Source organism: Pseudomonas sp. GW821-FHT02C04 (assembly GCF_059421845.1).
Genome location: NZ_JBWKVT010000003.1, coordinates 38,800 through 64,875, shown reverse-complemented (window position 1 = coordinate 64,875; position 26,076 = coordinate 38,800). Strand labels below are relative to the sequence as shown.

Here is a 26,076-nt window from a genome sequence, read left to right as displayed (position 1 = left end):
GTGGCTTGTTTTGGTCGCTGCATTCGGACTTCTGCAAGTTTGCTCGGTGTCGACACCGATGGTGTTCCCCTAACCGAGGGTGACCAAGCATGCAAGAAAGCGTGATGCAGCGCATGTGGAACAGCGCCTACCTTTCAGGTGGAAACGCTGCCTATGTGGAAGAGCTTTATGAGCTCTACCTGCACGACCCTAACGCTGTGCCAGAAGAGTGGCGCACCTACTTTCAGAAGCTGCCCGCCGACGGCGGCTCTGCCACCGATGTTTCGCACTCCACAATTCGCGATCATTTCGTGCTGCTGGCAAAGAACCAGCGCCGCGCCCAACCGGTTTCCGCCGGCAGCGTGAGCAGTGAGCACGAGAAGAAGCAAGTTGAAGTGCTGCGATTGATCCAGGCCTACCGTATGCGTGGCCACCAGGCAGCCCAGCTTGACCCGCTGGGACTGTGGCAGCGTCCTGCACCTGCAGACCTGTCGATCAATCATTACGGCTTGACCAATGCCGATCTTGATACGACCTTCCGTGCCGGCGACCTGTTCATCGGCAAAGAGGAAGCGAGCCTACGCGAAATTCACGAAGCGTTGCAGCAGACATATTGCCGCACCATCGGCGCTGAATTTACGCATATCACCGATTCCGTGCAGCGCCAGTGGTTCCAGCAGCGTCTGGAAAGCGTACGTGGCCGTCCGACCTACTCCGCCGACATTCAGAGCCACCTGCTCGAGCGCGTCACCGCCGGTGAAGGTCTGGAAAAATACCTGGGTACCAAATACCCGGGCACCAAGCGTTTCGGTCTGGAAGGCGGCGAAAGCCTGATTCCGATGCTCGACGAACTGATCCAGCGTTCCGGTTCCTACGGCACCAAGGAAGTCGTCATCGGCATGGCCCACCGTGGCCGTCTGAACGTGCTGGTCAACACCTTCGGCAAGAACCCGCGCGAGCTGTTCGACGAGTTCGAAGGCAAGAAGAAGGTCGAGCTGGGTTCCGGTGACGTTAAATACCACCAGGGCTTCTCGTCCAACGTGATGACCGCCGGCGGTGAAGTTCACCTGGCCATGGCGTTCAACCCGTCCCACCTGGAAATCGTTTCCCCGGTGGTTGAAGGTTCGGTTCGCGCCCGTCAGGATCGTCGTAACGACCCTACCGGCGAGAAGGTTCTGCCGATCTCCATCCACGGTGACGCTGCATTCGCAGGTCAGGGCGTGGTGATGGAAACCTTCCAGATGTCGCAGACCCGCGGTTTCAAGACCGGCGGTACCGTGCACATCGTGATCAACAACCAGGTTGGTTTCACCATCAGCAACCCGCTGGACTCGCGCTCCACCGAGTACGCGACCGACGTTGCGAAAATGATCCAGGCGCCGATCCTCCATGTGAATGGCGATGATCCGGAAGCCGTATTGTTCGTGACCCAGCTGGCCATCGACTACCGCATGCAGTTCAAGCGTGACGTGGTGATCGACCTGGTCTGCTACCGTCGTCGCGGCCACAACGAGGCCGACGAACCAAGCGGCACCCAGCCTCTGATGTATCAGCAGATCACCAAGCAGCGCACCACCCGTGAGCTGTACGCTGATCGTCTGACCCAGGGCGGTGTGCTCGACGTTGAGCGTGTTCAGGCGAAAGTCGACGAATACCGCAACGCGCTGGACAACGGTCTGCACGTAGTGAAATCGCTGGTCAAAGAGCCGAACAAAGAGCTGTTCGTGGACTGGCGTCCGTATCTGGGCCACGCCTGGACTGCGCGTCACGACACGCGCTTCGATCTGAAGACCCTGCAGGAACTGTCCGCCAAGCTGCTGGAAATTCCGGAAGGCTTTGTGGTTCAGCGCCAGGTTGCGAAGATCTACGAAGACCGTCAGAAGATGCAAGCCGGCGGCCTGCCGATCAACTGGGGTTACGCCGAAACCATGGCGTACGCGACCCTGGCGTTCGAAGGTCACCCGATTCGCATGACCGGTCAGGACATCGGCCGCGGTACGTTCTCGCACCGTCACGCTGTTCTGCACAACCAGAAAGACGCCGGCACCTACATTCCGTTGCAGAACCTGTACGACGGTCAGCCGCGCTTCGACCTGTACGATTCGTTCCTGTCGGAAGAAGCCGTACTGGCGTTCGAATACGGTTACTCGACCACCACGCCAAACGCGCTGGTGATCTGGGAAGCCCAGTTCGGCGACTTCGCCAACGGTGCACAGGTTGTTATCGACCAGTTCATCACCAGCGGCGAGCACAAGTGGGGCCGTCTCTGCGGTCTGACCATGCTGCTGCCGCACGGCTACGAAGGTCAGGGCCCTGAGCACTCCTCGGCACGTCTTGAGCGTTACCTGCAGCTGTGCGCCGAGCACAACATTCAGGTGTGCATGCCGACCACGCCGGCCCAGATCTACCACTTGCTGCGCCGTCAGGTGATTCGCCCGCTGCGCAAGCCATTGGTAGTGCTGACTCCGAAGTCGCTGCTGCGTCACAAACTGGCAATCTCGACGCTGGAAGATCTGGCCGAAGGTTCGTTCCAGACCGTTATCCCGGAAGTCGATGCACTGGACCCGAAAAAGGTCGAGCGCGTTGTTCTGTGCAGCGGCAAGGTCTACTACGACCTGCTGGAAAAACGCCGTGCCGAAGGCCGCGAAGATATCGCCATCGTGCGTATCGAGCAGCTGTACCCATTCCCTGAGGACGACTTGAAAGAAGTCCTGGCTCCTTACACCAACGCCAAAGCGGCTGTCTGGTGCCAGGAAGAGCCGATGAACCAGGGCGCCTGGTACTGCAGCCAGCACCACCTGCGTCGCAGCATCAGCAACCTCAACAAATCTCTCGTACTTGAGTACGCGGGTCGTGAGGCTTCTGCTGCACCAGCATGTGGTTACGCATCGATGCACGCCGAGCAGCAGGAAAAACTGCTGCAAGACGCGTTTACCGTTTAACGCCTTCGCGCACCTGAAACCGAATTTAAGGAACCACAGACAATGGCTATCGAGATCAAAGCCCCCACTTTCCCGGAATCGGTTGCCGATGGCACCGTTGCCACCTGGCACAAACAACCGGGCGACGCCGTCAAGCGTGACGAACTGATCGTCGACATCGAAACCGACAAGGTTGTCCTGGAAGTGCTGGCTACCGCCGACGGCGTACTGGGCGCAATCGTCAAGGGCGAGGGCGAAACCGTCCTGTCCGACGAAGTCCTGGGCTCCATCGTTGAAGGCGGCGCTGCTGCTGCCGCTCCGGCTGCCGCTGCTGCACCGGCCGCTGCTGCCGCTGCTCCAGCTGCCGGCGCTGACGAAGACGCTATCGCGGCTCCTGCCGCTCGCAAGCTGGCCGAAGAGAACGGCATCAACCTGGCTTCCGTAAAAGGCACTGGCAAAGACGGCCGTGTGACCAAGGAAGACGTGGTTGCTGCTGTTGAAGCCAAGAAAGCCGCTCCGGCTGCTGCGCCGAAGGCTGCTGCTCCGGCCGCTGCCGCTCCTGTGTTCGCTGCTGGCGACCGCGTCGAGAAGCGCGTTCCGATGACCCGCGTTCGCGCCACCGTCGCCAAGCGTCTGGTGGAAGCTCAGTCGAACATGGCGATGCTGACCACTTTCAACGAAGTCGACATGACCGAAGTCATGGCGCTGCGTTCGAAGTACAAGGACCTGTTCGAGAAGTCCCACAACGGCGTACGCCTGGGCTTCATGTCGTTCTTCGTGAAGGCTGCTACCGAAGCGCTGAAACGCTTCCCGGCTGTCAACGCTTCGATCGACGGCGGCGACATCGTTTACCACGGCTACGCCGACGTAGGTGTTGCTGTTTCCAGCGACCGCGGTCTGGTGGTTCCGGTTCTGCGTAACGCCGAACTGATGAGCCTGGCTGAAATCGAAGGCGGCATCGCCACTTTCGGCAAGAAAGCCCGTGACGGCAAACTGTCGATGGACGAGATGACCGGCGGTACCTTCACCATCACCAACGGTGGTACCTTCGGTTCGATGATGTCGACCCCGATCGTTAACCCGCCGCAGGCAGCGATTCTGGGCATGCACAACATCATCCAGCGTCCGATGGCCATCAACGGTCAGGTCGTTATTCGTCCGATGATGTACCTGGCACTGTCCTACGATCACCGTCTGATCGATGGCAAAGAAGCTGTGACTTTCCTGGTGACCATCAAGAACCTGCTGGAAGATCCGGCTCGTCTGTTGCTGGATATCTGATAGAAGCAGTCACGCGCTGCAAGCTTCAAGCTGCAAGAGAACGCAGCCTGGCTTGCAGCGCGCGGCTTGAAGCTTTTCGCTAAAGAGGATTTTTTGAATGTCGCAGAAATTTGACGTAGTAGTGATCGGTGCGGGCCCTGGCGGCTACGTGGCTGCCATCAAGGCCGCGCAACTCGGTCTGAGCACTGCCTGCATCGAGAAGTACACCGATGCTGAAGGCAAGCAAGCCCTGGGCGGCACCTGCCTGAACGTAGGCTGCATTCCTTCCAAGGCGCTGCTGGACAGCTCCTGGAAATACAAGGAAGCGAAAGAAAGCTTCAACGTCCACGGTATCTCGACCGGCGAAGTCAAAATGGACGTCGCTGCGATGGTTGGCCGCAAGGCTGGCATCGTCAAGAACCTGACCGGCGGTGTTGCCACCCTGTTCAAGGCCAACGGCGTTACTTCGATCCAGGGCCACGGCAAACTGCTGGCCGGCAAGAAAGTCGAAGTCACCAAGCCAGACGGCTCGGTTGAAGTCATCGAAGCCGAAAACGTCATCCTGGCTCCAGGTTCGCGTCCGATCGACATTCCACCGGCTCCGGTCGACCAGAAAGTCATCGTCGATTCGACTGGCGCTCTGGAATTCCAATCCGTACCTAAGCGTCTGGGCGTTATCGGCGCTGGCGTGATCGGTCTGGAACTGGGTTCGGTATGGTCGCGTCTGGGTGCAGAAGTGACTGTCCTGGAAGCCCTGGACACCTTCCTGATGGCAGCGGATACCGCTGTTTCCAAGGAAGCGCTGAAAACCCTGACCAAACAAGGTCTGGACATCAAACTGGGCGCTCGCGTGACCGGCTCGAAAGTGAACGGCGACGAAGTCGTTGTGAACTACACCGACGCCAACGGCGAACAGACCATCACTTTCGACAAGCTGATCGTAGCCGTTGGTCGCCGTCCGGTGACCACTGATCTGCTGGCTGCCGACAGCGGCGTGACCCTGGACGAGCGCGGTTTCGTGCACGTTGACGATCACTGCGCCACCACCGTACCGGGCGTATTCGCCATCGGTGACGTGGTTCGCGGCATGATGCTGGCTCACAAAGCCTCGGAAGAGGGCATCATGGTTGTCGAGCGCATCAAGGGCCACAAGGCTCAGATGAACTATGACCTGATCCCTTCGGTTATTTATACTCACCCGGAAATCGCATGGGTGGGTAAAACCGAGCAGGCCTTGAAAGCTGAAGGCGTTGAAGTTAACGTCGGCACCTTCCCGTTCGCAGCTTCCGGCCGTGCCATGGCCGCCAACGATACCGGTGGTTTCGTCAAGGTCATCGCCGATGCCAAGACTGACCGCGTATTGGGCGTGCACGTGATTGGCCCGAGCGCTGCAGAACTGGTTCAGCAGGGCGCGATCGGTATGGAATTCGGCACCAGCGCTGAAGATCTGGGCATGATGGTTTTCTCCCATCCGACCCTGTCTGAAGCCTTGCACGAAGCAGCTCTGGCAGTGAATGGCGGCGCCATTCACATTGCCAACCGCAAGAAGCGTTAAGACACAATAAGAAACCACGGCGGTACGGCCCGTCGTGAGCCTTGCGTGCAAGACTCACCGCGGAATGTCCGCTGGACGCAGCCTTGCGTAGCTGCACCGGGTATCCGGAAAGGCTACGCAAGCAGCAGTCACAGGTGGCGCGGCACTCATCAAGAGCGCAGCGCCGAATGCGCAGTACCTAACGAAGACGGTAAAAAGCATGAATCTTCACGAGTATCAGGGTAAGCAGCTGTTCGCTGAATACGGCCTGCCAGTTTCCACTGGTTATGCAGTAGACACCCCGGAAGCAGCAGCAGAAGCTTGCGACAAAATCGGCGGCAGCGAGTGGGTTGTCAAAGCCCAGGTCCACGCCGGTGGTCGCGGTAAAGCGGGCGGCGTAAAGCTGGTTCGCAGCAAAGAAGACGCCAAAGCCTTCGCACAGCAGTGGCTGGGCAAGCGTCTGGTGACTTACCAGACTGACGCCAATGGCCAGCCAGTCACCAAGATCCTGGTTGAATCGTGCACTGATATCGCTAAAGAGCTGTACCTGGGCGCTGTCGTTGACCGTTCGAGCCGTCGCATCGTGTTCATGGCTTCCACCGAAGGTGGCGTGGACATCGAGAAAATCGCTCACGACACTCCAGAAAAAATTCTGAAAGCCACTATCGATCCACTGGTTGGCGCTCAGCCATTCCAGGGTCGCGAGCTGGCATTCCAGCTGGGTCTGGAAGGCAAGCAGGTTGCTCAGTTCGCCAAGATCTTCGTAGGTCTGGCCAAGCTGTTCAAGGATCACGACCTGGCTCTGCTGGAAGTGAACCCGCTGGTGATCAAGGCTGACGGCGATCTGCACTGCCTGGACGCCAAGATCAACATCGACGCCAACGCAATGTACCGTCAGCCTAAGCTGAAGACTTTCCACGATCCGTCGCAGGACGATCCGCGCGAAGCGCACGCTGCCAAGTTCGAACTGAACTACGTAGCGCTGGAAGGCAACATCGGCTGCATGGTAAACGGTGCCGGCCTGGCCATGGGTACCATGGACATCGTCAACCTGCACGGCGGCAAGCCAGCCAACTTCCTCGACGTAGGTGGTGGTGCTACCAAAGAACGCGTAACCGAAGCATTCAAAATCATTCTGTCCGACACCAACGTCGCTGCAGTACTGGTTAACATCTTCGGCGGCATCGTTCGTTGCGACATGATTGCCGAAGGCATCATCGGTGCAGTGAAAGAAGTCGGCGTGAAAATCCCGGTTGTTGTTCGTCTTGAAGGCAACAACGCTGAACTGGGCGCTAAAGTACTGGCAGAAAGCGGTTTGAACATCATCGCTGCTACCAGCCTGACCGACGCTGCTCAACAAGTCGTTAAAGCTGCGGAGGGCAAGTAATGAGCGTCCTGATCAATAAAGACACCAAAGTTATCTGCCAGGGTATTACCGGTTCGCAAGGTAGCTTCCACACCCAGCAAGCCATCGAATACGGCACCAAGATGGTTGGCGGCGTAACTCCAGGCAAAGGCGGCACCGAGCACCTGGGTCTGCCAGTGTTCAACACCGTGAAAGACGCCGTAGCTGCCACTGGCGCCACCGCCAGCGTGATCTACGTTCCGGCTCCTTTCTGCAAGGACTCGATCCTGGAAGCAGCTTTCGGCGGCATCAAGCTGATCGTCTGCATCACCGAAGGCATTCCTACCCTGGACATGCTGGACGCTAAAGTTAAGTGCGACGAGCTGGGTGTCATCCTGATCGGCCCTAACTGCCCAGGCGTGATCACCCCAGGCGAATGCAAGATCGGCATCATGCCAGGTCACATTCACTTGCCAGGCAAGGTCGGTATCGTTTCCCGTTCCGGCACCCTGACCTACGAAGCTGTGAAGCAGACTACTGACGCCGGTTTCGGTCAGTCGACTTGCGTCGGCATCGGTGGTGACCCGATCCCGGGTTCGAACTTCATCGACATCCTGAAGCTGTTCCAGGAAGACCCGAAGACCGAGGCGATCGTGATGATCGGCGAGATCGGCGGTTCGGCTGAAGAAGAAGCGGCTGCCTACATCAAGGCTCACGTGACCAAGCCGGTTGTTTCCTACATCGCTGGTGTGACTGCTCCTCCGGGCAAGCGCATGGGCCATGCTGGCGCAATCATCTCCGGCGGCAAAGGCACTGCAGACGAGAAATTCGCTGCTCTGCAAGACGCAGGCGTGAAAACCGTGCGTTCGCTGGCAGACATCGGCAAGGCCCTGGCCGAGCTGACTGGTTGGGCTGTCAAGTAAGCCTCGCGCTTAGCTGACGCTTTACCAAACAAAGGCCACCTTCGGGTGGCCTTTGTCGTTTCTGGTGCTTGTTTGACGATAGCGATTTATAGGCTCTCGTCCAATAACATGCAAAAACGCGACACAGACACGTCGCGTATCGGATAGTTCGCCCTCAAACAGTGCGTTTGTCAGACAAATTCGTTAGGCTAGCAGCCATTTTTGCGTCTGCCGCCCACAAGGCATGCAACGCGCTAAACGGGTCAGTCCCATACGGATTGACAGCATTTCCCTAACCCCACAGGGAAATCCCCCTCTAAATTCCGATTCAGTAGTGTGGTATTTCCTTAATGAAAGTTTTGAAAGGTCAGGACATCCTGGCACTTGGTTTTATGACATTCGCCCTGTTCGTCGGGGCCGGTAACATCATCTTCCCGCCTATCGTCGGTTTGCAGTCCGGGCCTCACGTCTGGATGGCGGCGCTGGGCTTCCTGATCACGGCGGTCGGTCTGCCGGTGATCACTGTCGTCGCGCTGGCCAAGGTCGGCGGAGCGATGGATTCCCTGAGCAGCCCGATCGGCAGGATTGCCGGTGGCGTGCTGGCTGCGGCTTGCTATCTCGCGGTCGGCCCGTTGTTCGCAACGCCGCGTACTGCGACCGTGTCGTTCGAAGTAGGCCTGGCGCCGCTGACTGGCGAAAGCCCGCTGGCACTGTTCCTCTACAGCTCGGTGTACTTCCTGCTGGTGTTCTTCATCTCGCTCTACCCGGGCCGTTTGCTGGACACCGTAGGACGCTTCCTCGCGCCGCTGAAGATCATCGCTCTGGCGGTACTCGGCATCGCTGCGTTTGCGCTGCCGGCCGGTGATATCGGCGTGGCCACTCCGGAATACGTCGCGGCACCGTTCTCCCAGGGCTTCATCAATGGTTACCTGACCATGGATACCCTCGGCGCTCTGGTGTTCGGCATCGTCATCGTCAACGCGATCCGCTCCCGTGGCGTCGAGTCGCCGGCGCTGATCACCCGTTACGCGATCATCGCCGGGCTGATTGCCGGCGTCGGTCTGGCGCTGGTGTATGTCAGCCTGTTCCGTCTGGGTTCCGGCAGCCATGAAGTGGCTGCGGGTGCGACCAACGGCGCGGCGGTGCTGCACGCTTACGTGCAACACACCTTCGGTTCGTTGGGCAGTGGTTTCCTTGCAGTGCTGATTTCCCTGGCCTGCCTGGTGACGGCGGTCGGTCTGACCTGTGCCTGTGCCGAGTACTTCAGCCGCGTATTGCCACTGTCCTACAAGACGCTGGTGATCATCCTGGCTGCGTTCTCGCTGCTGGTGTCCAACCTGGGCCTGACCAAGCTGATCGCGTTCTCGATCCCGGTGCTGACCGCGATCTACCCTCCGTGCATCGTGCTGGTGGCCCTGAGCTTCTGCGCTGCGTTCTGGCATGAACAGAGCCGCATCATGGGCCCGGTGATGCTGGTGTCGTTCGTGTTCGGCACCATCGATGCGCTGAAAGGTGCCGGTCTGGCTGACTGGCTGCCGTCGCAACTGGCCCACTTGCCGCTGAGCGAGCAGGGCCTGGCGTGGCTGGTGCCGTGCGTGATGACCCTGGTAGTTGCCGTGGTTTGCGACCGCCTGCTGGGCAAGCGCGCCGAAGCCCTGGCTTAAGATTGCCCGGCCGCCACAAGCGGCTTCCGAGCGATTAAACAGAAATGCCCCGTATCAATCGATACGGGGCATTTTTTATGGGCCTGAGGCAGTGTCTTTTTCCCTGAGCTAACGTCGAAGGGTTGCCGAAATCTTCATCACAGGGAATTGCATGTCATTCATCCAAGCCAATCAGATCCACTTGCTTGCCGCGCTCTGGTTCGTCATCTGCTGGGGCGGTTACACCCGTTATGCCACCTGGAAGGGCCGCGACACTGCGTGCCTGGCCAGCGTGTTGCACCTGTACCGCGAAGACTGGATGCGCCGCATGCTGCTGCGTGACAACCGCATCGCCGACACCAGCGTGATCGGCAACCTTGAGCGCAATGCCTCGTTCTTCGCTTCCAGCACCCTGATCATCCTGGCGGGCATTCTCACCGTGCTCGGGGCCTCGGAACGTGCGGTGTCGTTGCTGGCGGATATTCCGATGGTGCAGCAGGCTTCCCAGGGCATGTCGGAGATCAAGTTGCTGTGCCTGGCGCTGGTGTTCGTCTACGCCTTCTTCACGTTCAGCTGGTGCATGCGCCAGTACAACTTCGCAGCGATCCTGATCGGCTCGGCGCCGATGATCGGCGAGCGGCACGTGTCCGAGCAGGAGCGCAAGGCGTTCGCTTCGCGGGCGGCGCGGGTGATTTCGATGGCGGCCAACCAGTTCAACTTCGGTCTGCGCTCCTATTACTTCGGCATCAGCATGCTGGCGTGGTTCGTCAGCCCGTGGCTGTTCATGCTGATGAGCGCGGGCGTAGTGCTGGTGTTGTATCGCCGCGAGTTTCATTCCGACGTGCTCGATGTAATGGTCTATACCCCTACAGAGGCACCATTGCCCGAAGCGATCAAAGAGGCTGCTTGATGAGTATTCCGTTCTGGTGTGTGTTTATCAGTGCGTTGTTGATCTACGTGGCGCGCATGCCGGTGGGCAAGGCCATGAAAGAGCAGGGGGGTTACAACAACCACTTGCCACGTCAGCAGCAGGCGCAACTCACCGGTTACGGGGCTCGCGCACTGGCAGCGCATCAGAACAGCATCGAAGCGTTCATCTTGTTTGCCGTAGGTGTGTTGATGGCGCATACCACGCAGACGGCGGGATGGCTGATCGATACGTTAGCGATCATCTTCGTGATCGCACGGATTCTCTACTTGTGGTTTTACCTGGCCGATATCCCGAAGCTGCGCAGCCTGGTCTGGCTGATCGGCTTAGTGTGTTCATTGTTGCTGATGATTAGTCCGACTTTTAGAACTGTCTTGCTCTAATTCGGTATTAGCAAAAAATGACAGGCAAAAGAAAACCCGCACTTGGCGGGTTTTCTTTTTTGCCATCGAGAAGCGGCTTATTGCTTCTTGGCTGCTTCGTCTGCAGCGGCTGCGTTCGATTCGGCCTGATCTTTGGCGGCTTCGGCGTTTTCTTTCGCCGCGTCGTTCACTTTATCCTGAGCTTCATTCATTTTCTGCTGAGCTTGTTCAGCATGTTGGTTGGCATCTTGAGCTTTGTCCTCGGATTTTTTATCGCAGGCTGCGAGACCGAGGGAAGCGGTCAACATCAAGGCAATAGCTAAAGTCTTACGCATGGGGTGTTTCTCCTTATGGAAAATAACTACTGGCCTTAAGAACGCAGCCCCGAGGGTTAAGTTCCTCATTTCTCACAGATATATAAGTTTGTTTTGCAATGGAACTTTTACTGTTCTTTCCACTACCGGGAACAGTGACTAACAAGAGTAATTATCAAATGGCCGAAAACCCTGTTTTTGAGCGCGCGACCCGCTTTCTTTCGGCCCTGCGCCACTGCCAGGTGCTGGGCTTGAAAGTGCACAGCGCCAGCAGCGAAGGCCTGACGGTGGTCTTGCCGTACAGCGCACAAATCGTTGGCAACCCGCTGACCGGTGTGGTCCACGGCGGGGCAATCACGTCGCTGATGGACACCGCGTGCGGCATGGCCACCCTGTGCGTGCTGCCGGAATTCGAAGTCTGCCCGACCCTGGATTTGCGCATCGACTACATGCATGCCGCCGAACCGCATAAAAATGTCTATGGCTTCGCCCAGTGCTACCGGGTGACCACCGACGTGATCTTCGCCCGGGGCTTCGCCTATCAGGATGATCCCGAACATCCCATCGCCCATGTCGTCGGCACGTTCATGCGCATGGGCAAGGGCCTCAAAGGCACAAAAGGCTTTGGTGGCGCGATCAAGGGAGACAGCCAATGAACGATGATTTCAAGCAGCAACTGCAAGAGGCCCACGAAAAGGCTGACTACGCGCCACTGCTGAAGCTGATTCCCTACGCCGGGCTGATCGGTGTCGAGTGTTCGCGAGTCGGTGATGACCTGCTGTTCAAGTTGCCGGCCAACAAGGACAACATTGGTAACCCTTTATTGCCGGCGATCCACGGCGGGGTGATTGCCGGATTCATGGAGCTGTCCGCCGCCCTGCATCTGTTGATTTTTACCGGTGCACCCGGCGTGCCGAAGATCATCGACTTTTCCCTCGATTACCTGCGGGCCGGGCAGTTTCGCGATACCTGGGCCCGGTGCCAGGTCTGCCGTCAGGGCCGGCGGGTTGCCAACGTTGCGGTCACGGCCTGGCAAAGTACCGAGAGTGAACCGATTGCCACTGCGCGCGCCCACTTCAAAATCGACGAGCCCTTGAAATCCTGAACACCGCCCCCAACTCAGTGAACAACCCGCCGCAGACCATTTGGGTCGCGGCCAATGCCATCTGATTGGAGTTTGATGACCATGAGTGTGGAAACTCAAAAGGAAACCCTGGGCTTCCAGACCGAGGTGAAGCAACTGCTGCACCTCATGATCCATTCGCTGTATTCCAACAAGGAAATCTTCCTTCGCGAATTGATCTCGAACGCCTCCGACGCCGTCGACAAGTTGCGCTTCGAAGCCCTGGCCAAGCCTGAGTTGCTCGAAGGTGGCGCTGAACTGAAAATCCGTGTGAGCTTCGACAAGGACGCCAAGACCGTCACCCTCGAAGACAACGGTATCGGCATGAACCGTGACGATGTGATCACCCACCTGGGGACCATCGCCAAATCCGGCACCGCCGATTTCATGAAGAATCTCTCGGGCGATCAGAAAAAGGATTCGCACCTGATCGGCCAGTTCGGTGTGGGCTTCTACTCGGCCTTCATCGTTGCTGACAAAGTTGACGTGTACAGCCGTCGCGCCGGCACCGCTGCCAGCGAAGGCGTGCACTGGTCGTCGAAAGGCGAGGGCGAATTCGAAGTCGCCACCATCGACAAACCAGAGCGCGGCACCCGCATCGTCCTGCACCTGAAATCCGGTGAAGACGAGTTCGCCGATGGCTGGCGTCTGCGCAACATCATCAAGAAGTACTCCGACCACATCGCGCTGCCGATCGAGTTGCCGAAAGAAGTGGCCGCTGCCGAAGGCGAAGAGCAGCCTGCTGTTGAATGGGAAACCGTCAACCGCGCCAGCGCCCTGTGGACCCGTCCTCGCACTGATGTGAAGGACGAGGAATACCAGGAGTTCTACAAACACATCGCCCACGACTTCGAAAACCCGCTGTCGTGGAGCCACAACAAGGTCGAAGGCAAGCTCGAGTACAGCTCGCTGCTGTACGTGCCGGCCCGCGCACCGTTCGACCTGTACCAGCGTGAAGCGCCGAAAGGCCTGAAGCTGTACGTGCAGCGCGTGTTCGTGATGGATCAGGCCGAGTCGTTCCTGCCGCTGTACCTGCGCTTCATCAAGGGCGTGGTCGACTCCAACGACCTGTCGCTGAACGTGTCGCGGGAAATCCTGCAGAAAGACCCGATCATCGACTCGATGAAGTCGGCGCTGACCAAGCGCGTGCTGGACATGCTGGAAAAACTGGCGAAGAACGAGCCTGAGCAATACAAAGGCTTCTGGAAAAACTTCGGTCAGGTCATGAAAGAAGGCCCGGCAGAAGATTTCGCCAACAAGGAAAAAATTGCCGGTCTGCTGCGTTTCGCATCGACCAACGGCGACGACGGCGAGCAGATCGTCGGTCTGGCCGACTACCTGGCCCGCGCCAAGGAAGGTCAGGACAAGATCTACTACCTGACCGGCGAAACCTACGCGCAGGTCAAGAACAGCCCGCACCTGGAAGTCTTCCGCAAGAAAGGCATCGAAGTGCTGCTGCTGACCGACCGTATCGACGAGTGGCTGATGAGCTACCTGAGCGAGTTCGACGGCAAGAGCTTTGTCGACGTCGCCCGTGGTGACCTTGACCTGGGCAAGCTGGACTCGGAAGAGGACAAGAGGGCCGCAGAAGAAGTCGCCAAGTCGAAGGAAGGTCTGGTTGAGCGTCTGAAAACCGCACTGGGCGATTCTGTTGCCGAAGTCCGCGTTTCCCATCGCCTGACCGATTCGCCGGCCATTCTGGCCATCGGCGAGCAGGACCTGGGTCTGCAAATGCGTCAGATCCTCGAGGCCAGCGGGCAGAAGGTGCCGGATTCGAAGCCGATCTTCGAATTCAACCCGAGCCACCCGCTGATCGCGAAACTCGATAACGAGACCAGCGAAGAGCGTTTTGGCGACCTGTCGCACATCCTCTTCGATCAGGCCGCCCTGGCGGCTGGTGACAGCTTGAAGGACCCGGCCGCTTACGTGAGCCGTCTGAACAAGCTGCTGGTTGAGCTGTCCGCTTGATCAAACTGTAGAAAAACCCGCTTCGGCGGGTTTTTTCATTCTGGTGTTCAACCAATCAGGAGTCAGAAATGAGCCAAGTCACTGTACGTTCCGTGGTCTATCAGATTGACGGCCAGCCTTATGAGGGCCGACTGGCTTTCGACGCTGAGCACAAAGGCGCGCGTCCGGGCCTGTTGATGGCGCCGAACTGGATGGGTGTCAGCGCTGGTGCTGAAGAGATTGCCAAATCGGTGGCGGCCAAGGGCTATGTGGTGCTGATCGCCGACGTGTACGGGCAAGCGGTGCGTCCGCAGAACGGCGACCAGGCTGGCGCGGCGATGATGCCGCTGAAAAATGACCGTGCACTGCTGCGCAAGCGTATGCAGGCTGCGTTCGAGCAATTGCAGAAGCAGGGCGAAGCGGCGGTTGATACGTCGAAACTGGCGGTGTTCGGTTTCTGCTTCGGCGGTTGCTGTGCGCTGGACCTGGCTCGCACCGGTGCGGCGGTCAAGGCTGCGGTATCGTTCCACGGCACGCTGGATTCGCCGAACCCGGCGGATGCAAAAAACATCAAGGGCTCGGTGCTGGTGCTGCACGGCGCTTCCGATCCGCTGGTGCCGAAAGAGCAACTGCCAGCATTTGAAGACGAGATGAATGCGGCTGGCGTGGACTGGCAATTGCTGAGCTACGGCGGTGCGGTGCACTCGTTCACCGATCCGCACGCCAATGTGCCGGGCATGATGATGTACGACGCGAAAACCGCTGCGCGGGCGTTCAAGTCGATGCATGACTTGCTGGAAGAAGTGTTCAAGGGCTGATTCGGTTGAAAGCACTCCCACGCCTGGCGTGGGAGTGTTCGTTTACAGCGGTGTCGGCTCGCTGCGCGATTTCGGCAGCTCGATCCGCTCGACTTCCCCCGGTACGGTCGGCCAATCCCCGGCCGCCCATTTGCGCCGGGCCTCATCGATCACCGTCGGATCGCTCGCGACAAAATTCCAGTTGATCCGCCGAGGCCCGTCCAGTGGCGCGCCGCCGAACAGTACGGCATGACTGTCGCTCTCGGCGAACAGACTCATCTCTTCCCCGGCCGGCAACACCACCAGCGCATGCGGTTCGACCGCTTCGCCATTCAATTGCACATCACCGCTCAACACATACACCGCCCGCTCTTCATGCTCGGTCGGAATCAGCAGCGTGGTCGCGGTTTGCATCTTAAGTTCGGCATACAACGTCGGAGAAAGCACAGGCACCGGCGATTCCAGACAAAAGCCTGACCCTGCAATCATGCGGATCTGCACGCCGAGGTTGTCGCTGACCGGCAATGTCGACGCCGGGTGATGGCTGTAATGCCCGGGACCTTGTTCGTGATCCTTGGGCGAGGCGAGCCAGATTTGCAGCCCGTGCATCCTGAAGCTTTGTTCCCACAGCGGTTCGGGCGTGCGCTCGACATGGGCGATCGCGCTGCCCGCCGTCATCCAGCTGACATCGCCGGCACTGACCACCTGATCGGAGCCGAGGCTGTCCTTGTGCTGGATCTGCCCCTCAAACAGATAAGTCAGGGTCGACAGACCGATGTGCGGATGCTGTCGGATGTTCATCCCTTTGCCTGCGGGATAAACCGTTTCAAGCATGTGGTCGAAAAACACGAAGGGCCCGACGCTGCGGCATTTGGCTGACGGCAGCGGGCGCAGGATCGGCTGGCCTTCGACGTCTTCGGCGCGCGGGCGGATGATCAGGGGTTGGGTGTCCATGGTCCATTCCAGGCTGAGCGGGTGATGCATGGAGCATAACCCGCCGGTGTCGTGGTGGTGATTACTGGCTGTCGAAGCCTTGTGGGGCGTGGGTTTCGATGGTGACTTCGCTGGTGGTCATCAGTTTATGAATCGGGCAGCGATCCGCCACTCGCAACAGCTCTTCGCGTTGCGCATCAGTGAGCACGCCTTTGAGCGTCAGGGTGACGTGCAGGGCGTATTTGCCTTTCTGTTCCTGGCTGTTGTCGCGTTTGACCTCGACACCGACGCCGGTAAGTGGAATGTCTTTTTTCTTCGCGTACAGCTTCAGCGTCAGGGCTTTGCAGGCGCCGAGGGCGGCGTCGAAATAATCGTGCGGCTCCGGCGCCGAGCCTTCGCCGCCGGCAGTCGTCGGGACATCGGCAAACAGTTCGTGCTCATCGATCTGTACGGTGTGACGGAAACCTTCGGCGGAGATGGTATTGACGGTGACGGTCATGTGAACCTCGCAAGCAGTAGGAAAAGTCATTCGATCAAATAAGACCTTGCAGGTATAGAGCATTCCCGCAGGGGCGCGTTCCACTTTCTTGCGGGTGCGCGGCAGGGCGACAGGTTATGCCGTTGACTCGAAGATTACTTGTGTCGGTGTTTCACTTGCGGGGTTGTTTCAAGGTTTTCCAATAACTTCCCGGTGATCTTGCAGCGAACGGCGTTCAAGTCCGGCCAATCGACGCTGAATCGTTAATGCCAAGGGTTCGAAGTATTAAGGCCTTTTGATATCACGTTTTGGTCTTACGCAAATTTTCGCCGGGCCGATACCTTCTAAAGCAGCCAGCTGCAGGGTTGATGCAGCGCTTTTGGAAGGAACCAGAGCAATGAGTATCCGTAGTCTCAATATTGCCCCCCGTGCGGGGCTGGGCTTCGGCCTGTTGGCGCTGATGGTGTTCGGCCTTGGCGCATTCGCCTTGCTGCAAATGTCGAACATGCGCGCTCAGTCCGATGAGGTCGACAACAACTGGTTGCCGAGCGTGATGGCGGTGGGCGAAATGAGTCAGGACATGTTGCGCCTGCGCGCCCTGACCATGCGCCTGCTGCTCAATCGCGATCCTCAGGCGCTCGATCAGAATGTCGCCAAGCTCAACGAGCTGCGCGGAGTGCTGAGCGAAGCCCAGCAGCGTTACGACGTATTGATCGTGTTGCCCGAAGAGCGGGCGCTGTTCGATCGGTTCAAGGTGGCTGAACACAAGTATCTGGAGCTTCAGGCCCAGGTGATGGCGCTGTCGGCCCAGAACCGGGTGGAAGAGGCGGCGAGCATTCTCAATGCGCAGATGAGCCCGCTGGCCGACGATATTGCAGTCACCCTTAAAGAGCTGGTGGAGCTGAACAAGCACAACGCCAACCTCGCCACAGAGGCGGCGCGGCTGGTGTTCATCAATTCGCGGGTCTGGGTCGGGGTAATGATCGGCATCACTGCGCTGATCACCATTGGCCTGGCGCTGCTGCTGACCCGCAGCATCGTGGTGCCGCTTTCGCAATCGCTGGGGGTTGCCGAAGTGGTGGCTGGTGGCGATCTGACCGGCGATATCAGCATCATCGGCAAGGATGAGCCGGCGCGGCTGCTGCATGCGCTCAAAAGTATGCAGCACAGCCTGCGCGACACCATCCGGCAGATCTCGGAGTCTTCCAGTCAATTGGCCTCGGCCTCGGAAGAGCTGAGCTGCGTCACGGAAGATGCCACGCGAGGGCTGCATCAGCAGAGCCTGGAGATCGAGCAGGCTGCAACGGCAGTGAATCAGATGACCGCTGCGGTGGAGGAAGTCGCCAGCAACGCCGTGGCGACCTCCGAGGCGTCGCGTGAGTCGGACCGCATCGCCCAGCATGGCCGTGAGCAAGTGCAGCAGACCGTGTCGTCCATCGAGTTGCTGGCGGACGATGTCACTGCCAATGCCACGCAGGTCGAGGATCTGGCGCAGAAGGTCTACAGCATCAGCAAAGTGCTGGAGGTGATCCGCTCGATTGCCGAGCAGACCAATCTCCTGGCGTTGAACGCGGCGATTGAAGCGGCCCGTGCCGGCGATGCCGGGCGTGGTTTCGCGGTGGTGGCCGACGAAGTCCGGGCGTTGGCCCATCGCACCCAGCAATCGACTCAGGAAATCGAACAGATGATCGGCGGTATCCAGCAGGGCACCGATTCGGCGGTCAGTTCGATGCAGCAAAGCAATGTCCGCGCGCGCTCGACGCTGGATCTGGCGAAAGCTGCTGGCGTTGCGCTGGAGGAAATCGCTTCGGCGTTCACCTTGATCAACGAGCGTAATCTGGTGATCGCCAGTGCGTCGGAAGAGCAGGCTGCCGTGGCGCGGGAAGTGGATCGCAATCTGATGAATATCCGCGATCTGGCGATGCAGACCTCGGCCGGGGCGAATCAGACCAGTGCGGCGAGCCAGGAGTTGTCGCGGCTGGCGGTGGATCTGAACAATATGGTGGCGAAGTTCTCGGTTTGATCACTGAATGACAGGCGAAAAAAAGCCCCGCAATTGCGGGGCTTTTCGTTGAATCAGCTGCCTTTGACCGTCTTGCCGTTGACCGTGCCGTCCAGGAGCATGATGTTGTACTCCTTGCCGTCGGTCTCGACCTGTTGCAGGCGGACCAGCAAGTAATCCCAGTCCTTGGCGAACCACATCACGGTGGTGCGCTTGCTTTGTGTCGGGTCGCGCACGCGCTCGACCTTGATGGCGTCGATCTTGCCGGCCTTGGTCTCGACTTTCTCGGAGCCCAGGACGCGGAAGTCATAAGTATCGACTTCGCCGCCGTCGACCACTTGATAGCTCATGGTCTTCTTGCCAGCAGCGACGTCATGCTGCAGCGCCAGCTGGTAAGTGGATTTGTCGACCATGCCACGGTTCAACGGGACTTTCACCGCGTCGCCGCGATCGGTGCCGGTGACCATCTTGGTGGTCCAGTCGAAGTCCAGGTCAGCCTTTTTCGCTTTGCCCAGGCCACCACGTTCGAAGTGGTAGGACTGCGGGAGCAGGGTGTCCTTGTCCAGGGTCAGGGTGCTTTCTTCGGACAGGCTGGCGATCATCATCGAAGCCTTGAAGGTGAGCTTCCAGACGCCGTTGGCTTCCTTGGTCAGGCTGCGTTCGGCAGTGCCGCTCATGGGCAACTGTTTCCAGTCGGCGGTGTAGCTGGCGGAGAACGGTTGAAGGTCTGCCGCCTGGGCGAATGGCAGGGCGAGCAGAGCGCAAGCGAAGAGCAGGGCGCGACGCATAAAATCTCCTAGTTTCGAATCAAGTGACCGCTGGCCCCAAGTAACTGGCCATCCAGTAAAGCACCTTGCTCGCCGAGGGTCAGCCGTCCTTCGGCAAACCAGCGTACGGCCATCGGGTAGATCAGGTGTTCCTGAACGTGAACCCGTTGCGCCAGACTCTGCGGCGAATCGTGCAACTCTACCGGTATTACTGCCTGTACGACCAGTGGTCCGCCATCGAGTTCCTCGGTGACGAAGTGCACGGAGCAGCCGTGTTCGGCGTCGCCGGCCTCCAGCGCGCGCTGATGAGTGTGTAACCCTTTGTATTTGGGTAGCAGCGACGGGTGGATGTTGAGCAGGCGACCCTGGTAATGACGGACGAAGTCAGCGCTGAGAATGCGCATGAACCCGGCCAGTACCACGAGTTTGGGCTTGAAGGCGTCGATCAGTTCGATCAGGGCGGCATCGAAGGCCTCGCGGCCTTCGAATCCCTTGTGATCCAGCGAGCGGGTGGCGATACCCGCGTCACTGGCGCGTTGCAGGCCGTAGGCGTCGGCGCGGTTGGAAATCACCGCAGCGATGCGGACCGGGCTGTCGCCGGTCCGCGTGCTGTCGATCAGGGCCTGCAAGTTACTGCCGGTGCCGGACAACAGCACCACGACATCACAGGTTGCGGACATTAATGAGCCTTAAGGTTCTGCAGATCAACCTGTGCAGCGCCTTCGGCTGCAGCAGCGATCTGGCCGATGACCCAAGGCTGCTCGCCGGCGTCACGCAGGGTGTTCAGGGCAACTTCAACGTGCTCCTGAGCCACGCAGATCACCATGCCTACGCCGCAGTTCAGCACGCGGTGCATCTCGGTTTCGTCGACGTTGCCTTTCTCTTGCAGCCAGTCGAAGACGGCCGGGCGAGTCCAGCTGGCCACGTCAACCACCGCTTGAGCGCCTTTTGGCAGAACGCGCGGGATGTTGTCCAGCAGGCCGCCACCGGTGATGTGGGCCATGGCTTTGACGGCGCCGGTGTCTTTGATCAGCTTGAGCAGCGGCTTCACGTAGATGCGGGTCGGGGCCATCAGCAGTTCGGTCAGCGGCTTGCCGTCGAGCTGAACGGTTTCGATGTCGGCACCGGACACTTCGATGATCTTGCGGATCAGCGAGTAGCCGTTGGAGTGCGGGCCGGACGATGGCAGGGCGATCAGGGCGTCACCGGTAGCGACTTTCGAGCCGTCGATGATTTCCGCTTTTTCCACGACGCCGACGCAGAAGCCGGCCAGGTCGTAGTCTTCGCCTTCGTACATCCCAGGCATTTCAGCGGTTTCGCCGCCAACCAGGGAGCAGCCAGCCAGTTCGCAGCCTGCGCCGATACCGGTAACGACGGTGGCGGCAACGTCAACGTTCAGCTTGCCGGTGGCGTAGTAGTCGAGGAAGAACAGTGGTTCGGCGCCGCAGACCACCAGATCGTTGACGCACATGGCGACCAGATCCTGGCCGATGCTGTCGTGCTTGTTCAGGTTCAGCGCCAGGCGCAGCTTGGTGCCGACGCCGTCGGTGCCGGAAACCAGCACGGGCTGTTTGTAGCCGGCCGGGATTTCGCAGAGGGCGCCGAAACCGCCCAGGCCGCCCATGACTTCCGGGCGCGCAGTGCGCTTGGCGACGCTCTTGATGCGTTCGACCAATGCTTCACCGGCGTCGATGTCTACACCGGCGTCCTTGTAGCTCAGGGAGGGTTGCTTGCTCATGATCCAGGCCTTTAGGGGAGGGGATTCAGGGGTAACGACCGAGTCCAGCGGGAACGCCGAAAACGACAGAGGCGATTGCCTCACGCGAAATCGATGTGCCCGGCTGTTGCCGGTCTGCGAAGGCGCGCGATTTTATCAGGCTTGAGGGGCAGCGGCCATCCTCACGCCGACGGGCAGGGGCATATCGGCCGAAAAATTTTGCAATTGATGCTTCGGGTGACATCACGGGTGCCTGTATAAGGAACCGTCTATCGTTAGGACTGTGCAAAAACTTATCGCCAGCGTGTGAATGTTTTGCAACGGCCAGTGGTCACAGGCTTGCTCAATCCGGTTCACGCGGCCTGTTCCAGCCGCTCTTGTCGACGGGAATTCTCCATGCGTTTGTGTAAATTGCTGTTAGTGGGTTGCTTGTCTCTGGTCAGCCTGGCGAGCCAGGCCGAAAACGTCAAAGGTCTTTATCAGGTGCGCGAACCGGTCAACGGCCAGTCGCCGGAGGAGCGTGATCGCGCCACTCAGTCCGCGCTCGACACGCTGGTGCTGCGCCTCACCGGCGACCCGAAGGCGCCGCAGAACCCCGGGCTGGCTCCGATTCGCAAGGACCCGCAGCAGATCATCAGTCAGTTCGGCTTCGATGCCGGGCCGCCTGAAGTGTTGAAGGTCGATTTCGATCCGGCCACCACCGAGCAGGCATTGCGCCGTGCCGGGCTGGCGCTGTGGGGGGCGAGCCGGCCGTCGATCCTGAGCTGGTGGCTGAATGATTCTGCCGAAGGCTCGAGTCTGGTGGGTGACGGTCAGGCCAGTGCCGCGCCGTTGCGGCGTGCCGCCCAGCACCGAGGGTTGCCGTTGCGCCTGCCGCTGGCGGATCTGAGCGAGCAACTGGTCGCGACCGCGCCGACGCTTGAAGGCACCGATCCCGCGCCGCTGCATGCAGCCTCGGAACGCTATAGCGCTGATGCCTTGCTCGCCGTGCATGCCCGCGAAGAAGGCGGCCAGTGGCAAGCCAAATGGCATTTGTGGCTGGGCGATCAAAAGGAAGCGGGCAGCGTGCAAAGGGCAGATCAAGCCGCTGTCGCCGATGCTGTGATGCTGGCGGTCGCCGAGCGTCTGGCGCCTCGTTTTGTCGCCAAGCCGGGCGCTTCGGGTCAGCAGACTCTGGAAGTGCAGGGCATGAATCTGGAGCATTACGCGACGTTGCTGCGGATGCTCGAACCCTTTGGTGTGCGTCTGCAGAGTGTCGATGCCGATCGCATTGTGTATCGGGTGAACGGCAGTGCCGATCAGTTGCGGGCGCAGTTGTCGCTGGCGAAATTGCAGGAAATGCCGGCCGAGGCGCCGGCTCCGGTGGCTCCGCAGCCCGCAGTGCCGGGTGGTGCGCCTGTCGTTGCGCCTGCACCGGCACCTGCGGCGCCGTCGTTGCGGTTTCGCTGGTAGATTTTCTTTCATATATAGAAGCAATGGAGTGTTACATGGCCGATACGCGGCGTTGGTTCTGGCTCGGTGGGGTGCTCCTGCTTTGCGCGTTTGTCTGGTTGCTGCATCCGATCCTCACGCCGTTTCTGGTGGCGCTGTTGCTCGCTTATCTGTTCGACCCTTTGGTGGATCGTCTTGAGCGACTTGGCTTGTCCCGTACCTGGGGCGTGATTGCGGTGTTCGCCTTGTTCACCCTGATCGTCACCACGTTGCTTCTGGTGCTGGTGCCGATGCTCGCCAAACAGTTGCTGCGCCTTTATGAGCTGGCACCGCAGATGCTCGACTGGCTGCAGCACACGGCGCTGCCGTGGGCGCAGTCGAAGCTGGGGCTGTCCGAGGGCTTCTGGAAATTCGACAAGGTCAAGGCGGCGATCACCGAACACATGGGCCAGACCACCGACATCGTCGGTGTGGTGCTGAGTCAGGCCACGGCCTCAAGTCTGGCGCTGATCGGCTGGTTGGCGAATCTGGTGCTGATCCCGGTGGTGAGTTTCTACTTGCTGCGCGACTGGGACGTGATGATGGCCAAGATCCGCAGCCTGTTGCCGCGTGACCGCGAAGAGCGTGTAGTGGCGTTGGCCGGCGAATGTCACGAGGTGCTTGGCGCTTTCGTGCGCGGCCAGTTGCTGGTGATGCTGGCGTTGGGCGTGATCTATGCGGCGGGCCTGATGATTGTCGGTCTGGAGCTGGGCCTGTTGATCGGCCTGATTGCCGGTCTGGCGGCCATCGTGCCTTATATGGGGTTTGTGATCGGGATCGGTGCGGCGTTGATTGCCGGGCTGTTCCAGTTCGGTGGTGATCTGTATCCGATGATCGGGATCGTGGCGGTGTTCATGGTCGGTCAGGCATTGGAGGGCATGGTGCTGACGCCATTGCTGGTGGGCGATCGAATCGGCCTGCATCCGGTGGCGGTGATCTTTGCGATCCTGGCCGGCGGTGAGCTGTTCGGCTTCACCGGTGTGCTGCTGGCGTTGCCGGTGGCAGCGGTGATCATGGTGCTGGTGCGTCACGTCCATGACTTGTACAAGGACTCCGACATTTATAGCGGTGTGGATGATCCGAAGCTGTAAAGCGAGGGAGGGCCGCCCGGTGGATTGCCGGGTTGGCCCGTCTCATGCAGGCAATGCTGGCACTCGTGCGCCAAAGAAACTGTCATAAAACCAGCGTGTTAACGCAAACCTTTGATTTTGCTTGGGGTCTGTCGCATTGTGCGCTCCGCTTCACGGGTATAAACTTCGCACACTTTACACAGAGGCCACTAACGGTTCCTTGGGAACTGTTCAGTCAGCATGAAACCGATTCAGCTGCCCCTAGGTGTGCGTCTGCGTGACGACGCCACCTTCATCAACTACTACCCAGGCGCCAATGCCGCTGCACTCGGCTATGTCGAGCGTCTATGCGAAGCCGACGCCGGCTGGACCGAAAGCCTCATCTATCTGTGGGGCAAACACGGGGTAGGGCGTACGCATCTGTTGCAGGCCGCGTGCCTGCGTTTCGAACAGATGGGCGAGCCGGCGGTGTACCTGCCGCTGGCCGAGTTGATGGATCGCGGCATCGAAATCCTCGACAACCTCGAACAGTACGAACTGGTCTGTCTGGACGATTTGCAGGTGATCGCCGGCAAGCCCGACTGGGAAGAGGCGATGTTTCACCTGTTCAACCGTCTGCGCGACAGCGGTCGCCGCTTGTTGATCGCCGCTTCAACCTCGCCACGTGAATTGCCGGTAAAACTGGCGGACTTGAAATCGCGCCTGACCCTCGCGCTGATTTTTCAGATGCGTCCTCTCTCCGATGAAGACAAATTGCGTGCCCTGCAATTGCGTGCATCCCGTCGCGGTCTGCATCTGACCGATGAAGTCGGGCATTTTATTTTGACTCGCGGGACCCGCAGCATGAGCGCGCTTTTTGACCTGCTCGAGCAGCTCGATCAGGCCTCTTTGCAGGCTCAGCGCAAGCTGACCATTCCCTTCCTGAAAGAAACCCTGGGCTGGTAAAACCGGGGCTTTCAGCGGGTTTCGGCATATTTCAGGCGCCAGAAAATCCGCTTTCCTGTGCACTGCACAGGCCGCGTCTCGATTCAAATAGGCTTAAGCGCTTAGATGTAAACGAGAAACCGAGAAGTCACAAAAAGATCGATTGAATTTGCAAATGAGGCTGATAGCGGGCATAGTCTCGGCTTCTTTACAACTATCAGCCACGGTCGTGCCCATGCTAAAGCGCTTCGCACCCCTCGTGCCTCTCGCACTCGTCACCCTGTTGTTCGGTTGCGCTGCTCATTCACCTGTTAATCAAGAGCAGCAACAGGCTAAAAATTCTGCCACCGCCCAGTCTTCCGTTATTTACCAGGAAGAGCTGGACACCGAGAAAGAACTCGCCGCTTTCAACGGCAAGAAGCCTTATCAGCTTCCGGTTCTGGCAGACAGTATTCTTGAACGCGGCATGTCCCTGATCGGTACCCGTTACCGTTTCGGCGGTACCTCTGAAGCCGGGTTCGATTGCAGCGGTTTCATCGGCTATCTGTTCCGCGAAGAAGCCGGCATGAACCTGCCGCGCTCCACCCGCGAAATGATCAACGTGGATGCTCCGCTGGTATCGCGCAGCAACCTTGAGCCGGGTGATCTGCTGTTCTTCGCCACCAATGGTCGTCGCGGTCGTGTAAGCCACGCCGGGATCTACCTGGGCGACAACCAGTTCATCCACTCCAGCAGTCGTCGCAGTGGCGGTGTCCGCATCGACAGCCTGGGTGACAGCTACTGGAGCAAGACCTTCATCGAAGCCAAACGCGCTTTGGCGAACGCTCCAACCGTGGTTACCGCTCGCAAGTAATCACGCCTTGGTCGCCACGCTCGTGGCGACAAGCGGTCCTTCAGGGGCAATAGACTTAAACTTTACAAGGTGAAGTTAAAGTCTTACTTGAAGTTTGCCGCGTAGCCGCTAGAATCCTGATCTATATTGATGGCAAACCGCCTGCGTCCCAACGCAGGCGGTTTTGTTTTCTGTCGAATCGGCAGTAAAAGCCGCAGCCAGATCAGGATGTTCTGCTTATGACGATGCCGGCCCGCCTCGCCCTGATGTTCTTCGCAGCGCTGCTCAGCGCTTGCGCCAGTCGCACTCCGCCGCCAGCCCCCGTGGTTCGCGCGCCGATTGTGTTCGGATCCTCCCAGGCCTTTTCTCCTGCTGCCGAAGACGTGCTGTTCCGCGCGCTCGGGCTGGTGGGCACGCCTTATCGCTGGGGCGGCAACACGCCGGACTCGGGCTTTGATTGCAGTGGCCTGATCGGTTTTGTCTACCGCGATGCCGCCGGCATCAGCCTGCCGCGTTCGACGCGCGAGTTGATCGTCATGCAGGCGCCGAATGTCGGCAAGGAAGGGTTGCAGACCGGCGACCTGATCTTCTTCGCCACCAATGGCGGCTCTCAGGTCAGCCATGCGGGGATTTACGTCGGGGAAGGGCGCTTCGTTCACGCACCGGCCACCGGTGGCACGGTGAAGCTGGACAGCCTGTCGAAGGCGTATTGGCAGAAGGCCTACCTGAGTGCCAAGCGTGTTCTGCAGCCGGAGCATCTGGCGCATAACCCGTAGTCATCCGAAACAATAAAAAACCTGTGGGAGCACATTGGCTCCCACAGGTTTT

24 protein-coding genes are annotated in these 26,076 nt (G+C 59.3%); 18 read left to right on the top strand and 6 right to left on the bottom strand.

The annotated features are described in order from the left end of the window. The first annotated feature begins 89 nt into the window (after positions 1 to 89). The 8 genes from AC07VV_RS12210 to AC07VV_RS12175 all read left to right on the top strand — a co-directional run bounded on the left by AC07VV_RS12210 (position 90) and on the right by AC07VV_RS12175 (position 10,895). Positions 90 to 2,921, top strand: coding sequence for a 2-oxoglutarate dehydrogenase E1 component (locus AC07VV_RS12210; protein ID WP_096822973.1), 2,832 nt, complete (start codon positions 90 to 92; stop codon positions 2,919 to 2,921). Between the two features lie 42 nt (positions 2,922 to 2,963). Then, on the top strand, positions 2,964 to 4,181 hold the full coding sequence (gene odhB, locus AC07VV_RS12205) for a 2-oxoglutarate dehydrogenase complex dihydrolipoyllysine-residue succinyltransferase (protein ID WP_495036355.1): 1,218 nt from the start codon (positions 2,964 to 2,966) through the stop codon (positions 4,179 to 4,181). A 97-nt stretch (positions 4,182 to 4,278) separates the two neighbouring features. Continuing rightward, the gene (lpdA, locus tag AC07VV_RS12200; protein ID WP_085732276.1) at positions 4,279 to 5,715 is read left to right on the top strand and encodes a dihydrolipoyl dehydrogenase; all 1,437 of its coding nucleotides are present in this window, start codon (positions 4,279 to 4,281) and stop codon (positions 5,713 to 5,715) included. A gap of 199 nt (positions 5,716 to 5,914) precedes the next feature. Further along, on the top strand, positions 5,915 to 7,081 hold the full coding sequence (gene sucC / locus AC07VV_RS12195; protein WP_007919879.1) for an ADP-forming succinate--CoA ligase subunit beta: 1,167 nt from the start codon (positions 5,915 to 5,917) through the stop codon (positions 7,079 to 7,081). Then, positions 7,081 to 7,962 carry a succinate--CoA ligase subunit alpha gene (sucD, locus tag AC07VV_RS12190; RefSeq protein WP_017127973.1) on the top strand — a complete coding sequence of 294 codons (882 nt, stop codon included), beginning with the start codon at positions 7,081 to 7,083 and terminating at the stop codon, positions 7,960 to 7,962. The genes sucC and sucD overlap by 1 nt, the downstream gene beginning before the upstream one ends. Before the next feature lie 329 nt (positions 7,963 to 8,291). Then, positions 8,292 to 9,605 (top strand): branched-chain amino acid transport system II carrier protein, encoded by a 1,314-nt coding sequence (gene brnQ / locus AC07VV_RS12185; protein ID WP_495036354.1) that lies wholly within the window; start codon positions 8,292 to 8,294, stop codon positions 9,603 to 9,605. Positions 9,606 to 9,756: 151 nt separating this feature from the next. Beyond that, entirely contained in the window at positions 9,757 to 10,494 is a 738-nt protein-coding gene (locus AC07VV_RS12180; protein ID WP_495036353.1) for a DUF599 domain-containing protein, read from the top strand. Continuing rightward, entirely contained in the window at positions 10,494 to 10,895 is a 402-nt protein-coding gene (locus AC07VV_RS12175) for an MAPEG family protein (RefSeq protein WP_096822977.1), read from the top strand. The genes AC07VV_RS12180 and AC07VV_RS12175 overlap by 1 nt, the downstream gene beginning before the upstream one ends. A gap of 77 nt (positions 10,896 to 10,972) precedes the next feature. Here AC07VV_RS12175 and AC07VV_RS12170 read toward each other — a convergent pair whose 3' ends face one another. Further along, positions 10,973 to 11,209 carry a hypothetical protein gene (locus tag AC07VV_RS12170; protein ID WP_085682944.1) on the bottom strand — a complete coding sequence of 79 codons (237 nt, stop codon included), beginning with the start codon at positions 11,207 to 11,209 and terminating at the stop codon, positions 10,973 to 10,975. Between the two features lie 158 nt (positions 11,210 to 11,367). Between AC07VV_RS12170 and AC07VV_RS12165 the strand changes: the two genes are divergently transcribed. The 4 genes from AC07VV_RS12165 to AC07VV_RS12150 all read left to right on the top strand — a co-directional run bounded on the left by AC07VV_RS12165 (position 11,368) and on the right by AC07VV_RS12150 (position 15,076). Continuing rightward, the gene (locus AC07VV_RS12165; RefSeq protein ID WP_495036352.1) at positions 11,368 to 11,844 is read left to right on the top strand and encodes a PaaI family thioesterase; all 477 of its coding nucleotides are present in this window, start codon (positions 11,368 to 11,370) and stop codon (positions 11,842 to 11,844) included. Continuing rightward, the gene (locus AC07VV_RS12160) at positions 11,841 to 12,293 is read left to right on the top strand and encodes a PaaI family thioesterase (RefSeq protein ID WP_249484184.1); all 453 of its coding nucleotides are present in this window, start codon (positions 11,841 to 11,843) and stop codon (positions 12,291 to 12,293) included. Before AC07VV_RS12165 ends, AC07VV_RS12160 begins: the two co-directional genes overlap by 4 nt. 81 nt (positions 12,294 to 12,374) lie before the next feature. Beyond that, positions 12,375 to 14,279, top strand: coding sequence for a molecular chaperone HtpG (gene htpG / locus AC07VV_RS12155; protein ID WP_495036351.1), 1,905 nt, complete (start codon positions 12,375 to 12,377; stop codon positions 14,277 to 14,279). Between the two features lie 68 nt (positions 14,280 to 14,347). Beyond that, complete coding sequence (locus tag AC07VV_RS12150; RefSeq protein WP_102620369.1) at positions 14,348 to 15,076, top strand: dienelactone hydrolase family protein; 729 nt, start codon at positions 14,348 to 14,350, stop codon at positions 15,074 to 15,076. Positions 15,077 to 15,118: 42 nt separating this feature from the next. On the opposite strand, the gene AC07VV_RS12145 is transcribed toward AC07VV_RS12150, so the two are convergent. Both AC07VV_RS12145 and AC07VV_RS12140 read right to left on the bottom strand, forming a co-directional pair. After that, complete coding sequence (locus AC07VV_RS12145; protein WP_495036350.1) at positions 15,119 to 16,009, bottom strand: pirin family protein; 891 nt, start codon at positions 16,007 to 16,009, stop codon at positions 15,119 to 15,121. A gap of 61 nt (positions 16,010 to 16,070) precedes the next feature. Further along, positions 16,071 to 16,487, bottom strand: a complete 417-nt coding sequence (locus AC07VV_RS12140; protein ID WP_096822982.1) for an OsmC family protein — start codon at positions 16,485 to 16,487, stop codon at positions 16,071 to 16,073. A gap of 376 nt (positions 16,488 to 16,863) precedes the next feature. Between AC07VV_RS12140 and AC07VV_RS12135 the strand changes: the two genes are divergently transcribed. Continuing rightward, positions 16,864 to 18,489 carry a methyl-accepting chemotaxis protein gene (locus AC07VV_RS12135; protein WP_096822983.1) on the top strand — a complete coding sequence of 542 codons (1,626 nt, stop codon included), beginning with the start codon at positions 16,864 to 16,866 and terminating at the stop codon, positions 18,487 to 18,489. A gap of 53 nt (positions 18,490 to 18,542) precedes the next feature. Here the strand turns inward: AC07VV_RS12135 and AC07VV_RS12130 are convergent, their stop codons facing one another. From AC07VV_RS12130 to purM, 3 genes are read right to left on the bottom strand one after another with little or no spacing between them, the layout of a single operon-like run. Further along, positions 18,543 to 19,256: a DUF3108 domain-containing protein gene (locus tag AC07VV_RS12130; RefSeq protein WP_249484189.1), complete on the bottom strand. Its 714-nt coding sequence runs from the start codon at positions 19,254 to 19,256 to the stop codon at positions 18,543 to 18,545. A gap of 8 nt (positions 19,257 to 19,264) precedes the next feature. Continuing rightward, positions 19,265 to 19,915 (bottom strand): phosphoribosylglycinamide formyltransferase, encoded by a 651-nt coding sequence (purN, locus tag AC07VV_RS12125; protein ID WP_273537039.1) that lies wholly within the window; start codon positions 19,913 to 19,915, stop codon positions 19,265 to 19,267. Continuing rightward, positions 19,915 to 20,973, bottom strand: a complete 1,059-nt coding sequence (purM, locus tag AC07VV_RS12120; protein ID WP_027614051.1) for a phosphoribosylformylglycinamidine cyclo-ligase — start codon at positions 20,971 to 20,973, stop codon at positions 19,915 to 19,917. Before purM ends, purN begins: the two co-directional genes overlap by 1 nt. Positions 20,974 to 21,348: 375 nt before the next feature. On the opposite strand from purM, the gene AC07VV_RS12115 reads away from it, so the two are divergent. From AC07VV_RS12115 to AC07VV_RS12095, 5 genes are all read left to right on the top strand, one after another. Beyond that, positions 21,349 to 22,404 carry a DUF2066 domain-containing protein gene (locus tag AC07VV_RS12115; RefSeq protein WP_495036349.1) on the top strand — a complete coding sequence of 352 codons (1,056 nt, stop codon included), beginning with the start codon at positions 21,349 to 21,351 and terminating at the stop codon, positions 22,402 to 22,404. A gap of 35 nt (positions 22,405 to 22,439) precedes the next feature. Beyond that, positions 22,440 to 23,513 carry an AI-2E family transporter gene (locus AC07VV_RS12110; RefSeq protein WP_096822987.1) on the top strand — a complete coding sequence of 358 codons (1,074 nt, stop codon included), beginning with the start codon at positions 22,440 to 22,442 and terminating at the stop codon, positions 23,511 to 23,513. A gap of 219 nt (positions 23,514 to 23,732) precedes the next feature. Next, positions 23,733 to 24,437, top strand: a complete 705-nt coding sequence (gene hda / locus AC07VV_RS12105; RefSeq protein ID WP_025111852.1) for a DnaA regulatory inactivator Hda — start codon at positions 23,733 to 23,735, stop codon at positions 24,435 to 24,437. 214 nt (positions 24,438 to 24,651) lie between these two features. After that, on the top strand, positions 24,652 to 25,269 hold the full coding sequence (locus tag AC07VV_RS12100; protein WP_096822988.1) for a C40 family peptidase: 618 nt from the start codon (positions 24,652 to 24,654) through the stop codon (positions 25,267 to 25,269). 218 nt (positions 25,270 to 25,487) lie between these two features. Then, complete coding sequence (locus AC07VV_RS12095) at positions 25,488 to 26,024, top strand: C40 family peptidase (RefSeq protein ID WP_096822989.1); 537 nt, start codon at positions 25,488 to 25,490, stop codon at positions 26,022 to 26,024. Positions 26,025 to 26,076 lie beyond the last annotated feature (52 nt).

Bases quoted from the DNA above. Each gene is read 5' to 3' on its own strand.
- AC07VV_RS12210 (WP_096822973.1), top strand. From the start codon at position 90: ATGCAAGAAAGCGTGATGCAGCGCATGTGGAACAGCGCCTACCTTTCA.
- odhB (WP_495036355.1), top strand. From the start codon at position 2,964: ATGGCTATCGAGATCAAAGCCCCCACTTTCCCGGAATCGGTTGCCGAT.
- lpdA (WP_085732276.1), top strand. From the start codon at position 4,279: ATGTCGCAGAAATTTGACGTAGTAGTGATCGGTGCGGGCCCTGGCGGC.
- sucC (WP_007919879.1), top strand. From the start codon at position 5,915: ATGAATCTTCACGAGTATCAGGGTAAGCAGCTGTTCGCTGAATACGGC.
- sucD (WP_017127973.1), top strand. From the start codon at position 7,081: ATGAGCGTCCTGATCAATAAAGACACCAAAGTTATCTGCCAGGGTATT.
- brnQ (WP_495036354.1), top strand. From the start codon at position 8,292: ATGAAAGTTTTGAAAGGTCAGGACATCCTGGCACTTGGTTTTATGACA.
- AC07VV_RS12180 (WP_495036353.1), top strand. From the start codon at position 9,757: ATGTCATTCATCCAAGCCAATCAGATCCACTTGCTTGCCGCGCTCTGG.
- AC07VV_RS12175 (WP_096822977.1), top strand. From the start codon at position 10,494: ATGAGTATTCCGTTCTGGTGTGTGTTTATCAGTGCGTTGTTGATCTAC.
- AC07VV_RS12170 (WP_085682944.1), bottom strand. From the start codon at position 11,209: ATGCGTAAGACTTTAGCTATTGCCTTGATGTTGACCGCTTCCCTCGGT.
- AC07VV_RS12165 (WP_495036352.1), top strand. From the start codon at position 11,368: ATGGCCGAAAACCCTGTTTTTGAGCGCGCGACCCGCTTTCTTTCGGCC.
- AC07VV_RS12160 (WP_249484184.1), top strand. From the start codon at position 11,841: ATGAACGATGATTTCAAGCAGCAACTGCAAGAGGCCCACGAAAAGGCT.
- htpG (WP_495036351.1), top strand. From the start codon at position 12,375: ATGAGTGTGGAAACTCAAAAGGAAACCCTGGGCTTCCAGACCGAGGTG.
- AC07VV_RS12150 (WP_102620369.1), top strand. From the start codon at position 14,348: ATGAGCCAAGTCACTGTACGTTCCGTGGTCTATCAGATTGACGGCCAG.
- AC07VV_RS12145 (WP_495036350.1), bottom strand. From the start codon at position 16,009: ATGGACACCCAACCCCTGATCATCCGCCCGCGCGCCGAAGACGTCGAA.
- AC07VV_RS12140 (WP_096822982.1), bottom strand. From the start codon at position 16,487: ATGACCGTCACCGTCAATACCATCTCCGCCGAAGGTTTCCGTCACACC.
- AC07VV_RS12135 (WP_096822983.1), top strand. From the start codon at position 16,864: ATGAGTATCCGTAGTCTCAATATTGCCCCCCGTGCGGGGCTGGGCTTC.
- AC07VV_RS12130 (WP_249484189.1), bottom strand. From the start codon at position 19,256: ATGCGTCGCGCCCTGCTCTTCGCTTGCGCTCTGCTCGCCCTGCCATTC.
- purN (WP_273537039.1), bottom strand. From the start codon at position 19,915: ATGTCCGCAACCTGTGATGTCGTGGTGCTGTTGTCCGGCACCGGCAGT.
- purM (WP_027614051.1), bottom strand. From the start codon at position 20,973: ATGAGCAAGCAACCCTCCCTGAGCTACAAGGACGCCGGTGTAGACATC.
- AC07VV_RS12115 (WP_495036349.1), top strand. From the start codon at position 21,349: ATGCGTTTGTGTAAATTGCTGTTAGTGGGTTGCTTGTCTCTGGTCAGC.
- AC07VV_RS12110 (WP_096822987.1), top strand. From the start codon at position 22,440: ATGGCCGATACGCGGCGTTGGTTCTGGCTCGGTGGGGTGCTCCTGCTT.
- hda (WP_025111852.1), top strand. From the start codon at position 23,733: ATGAAACCGATTCAGCTGCCCCTAGGTGTGCGTCTGCGTGACGACGCC.
- AC07VV_RS12100 (WP_096822988.1), top strand. From the start codon at position 24,652: ATGCTAAAGCGCTTCGCACCCCTCGTGCCTCTCGCACTCGTCACCCTG.
- AC07VV_RS12095 (WP_096822989.1), top strand. From the start codon at position 25,488: ATGACGATGCCGGCCCGCCTCGCCCTGATGTTCTTCGCAGCGCTGCTC.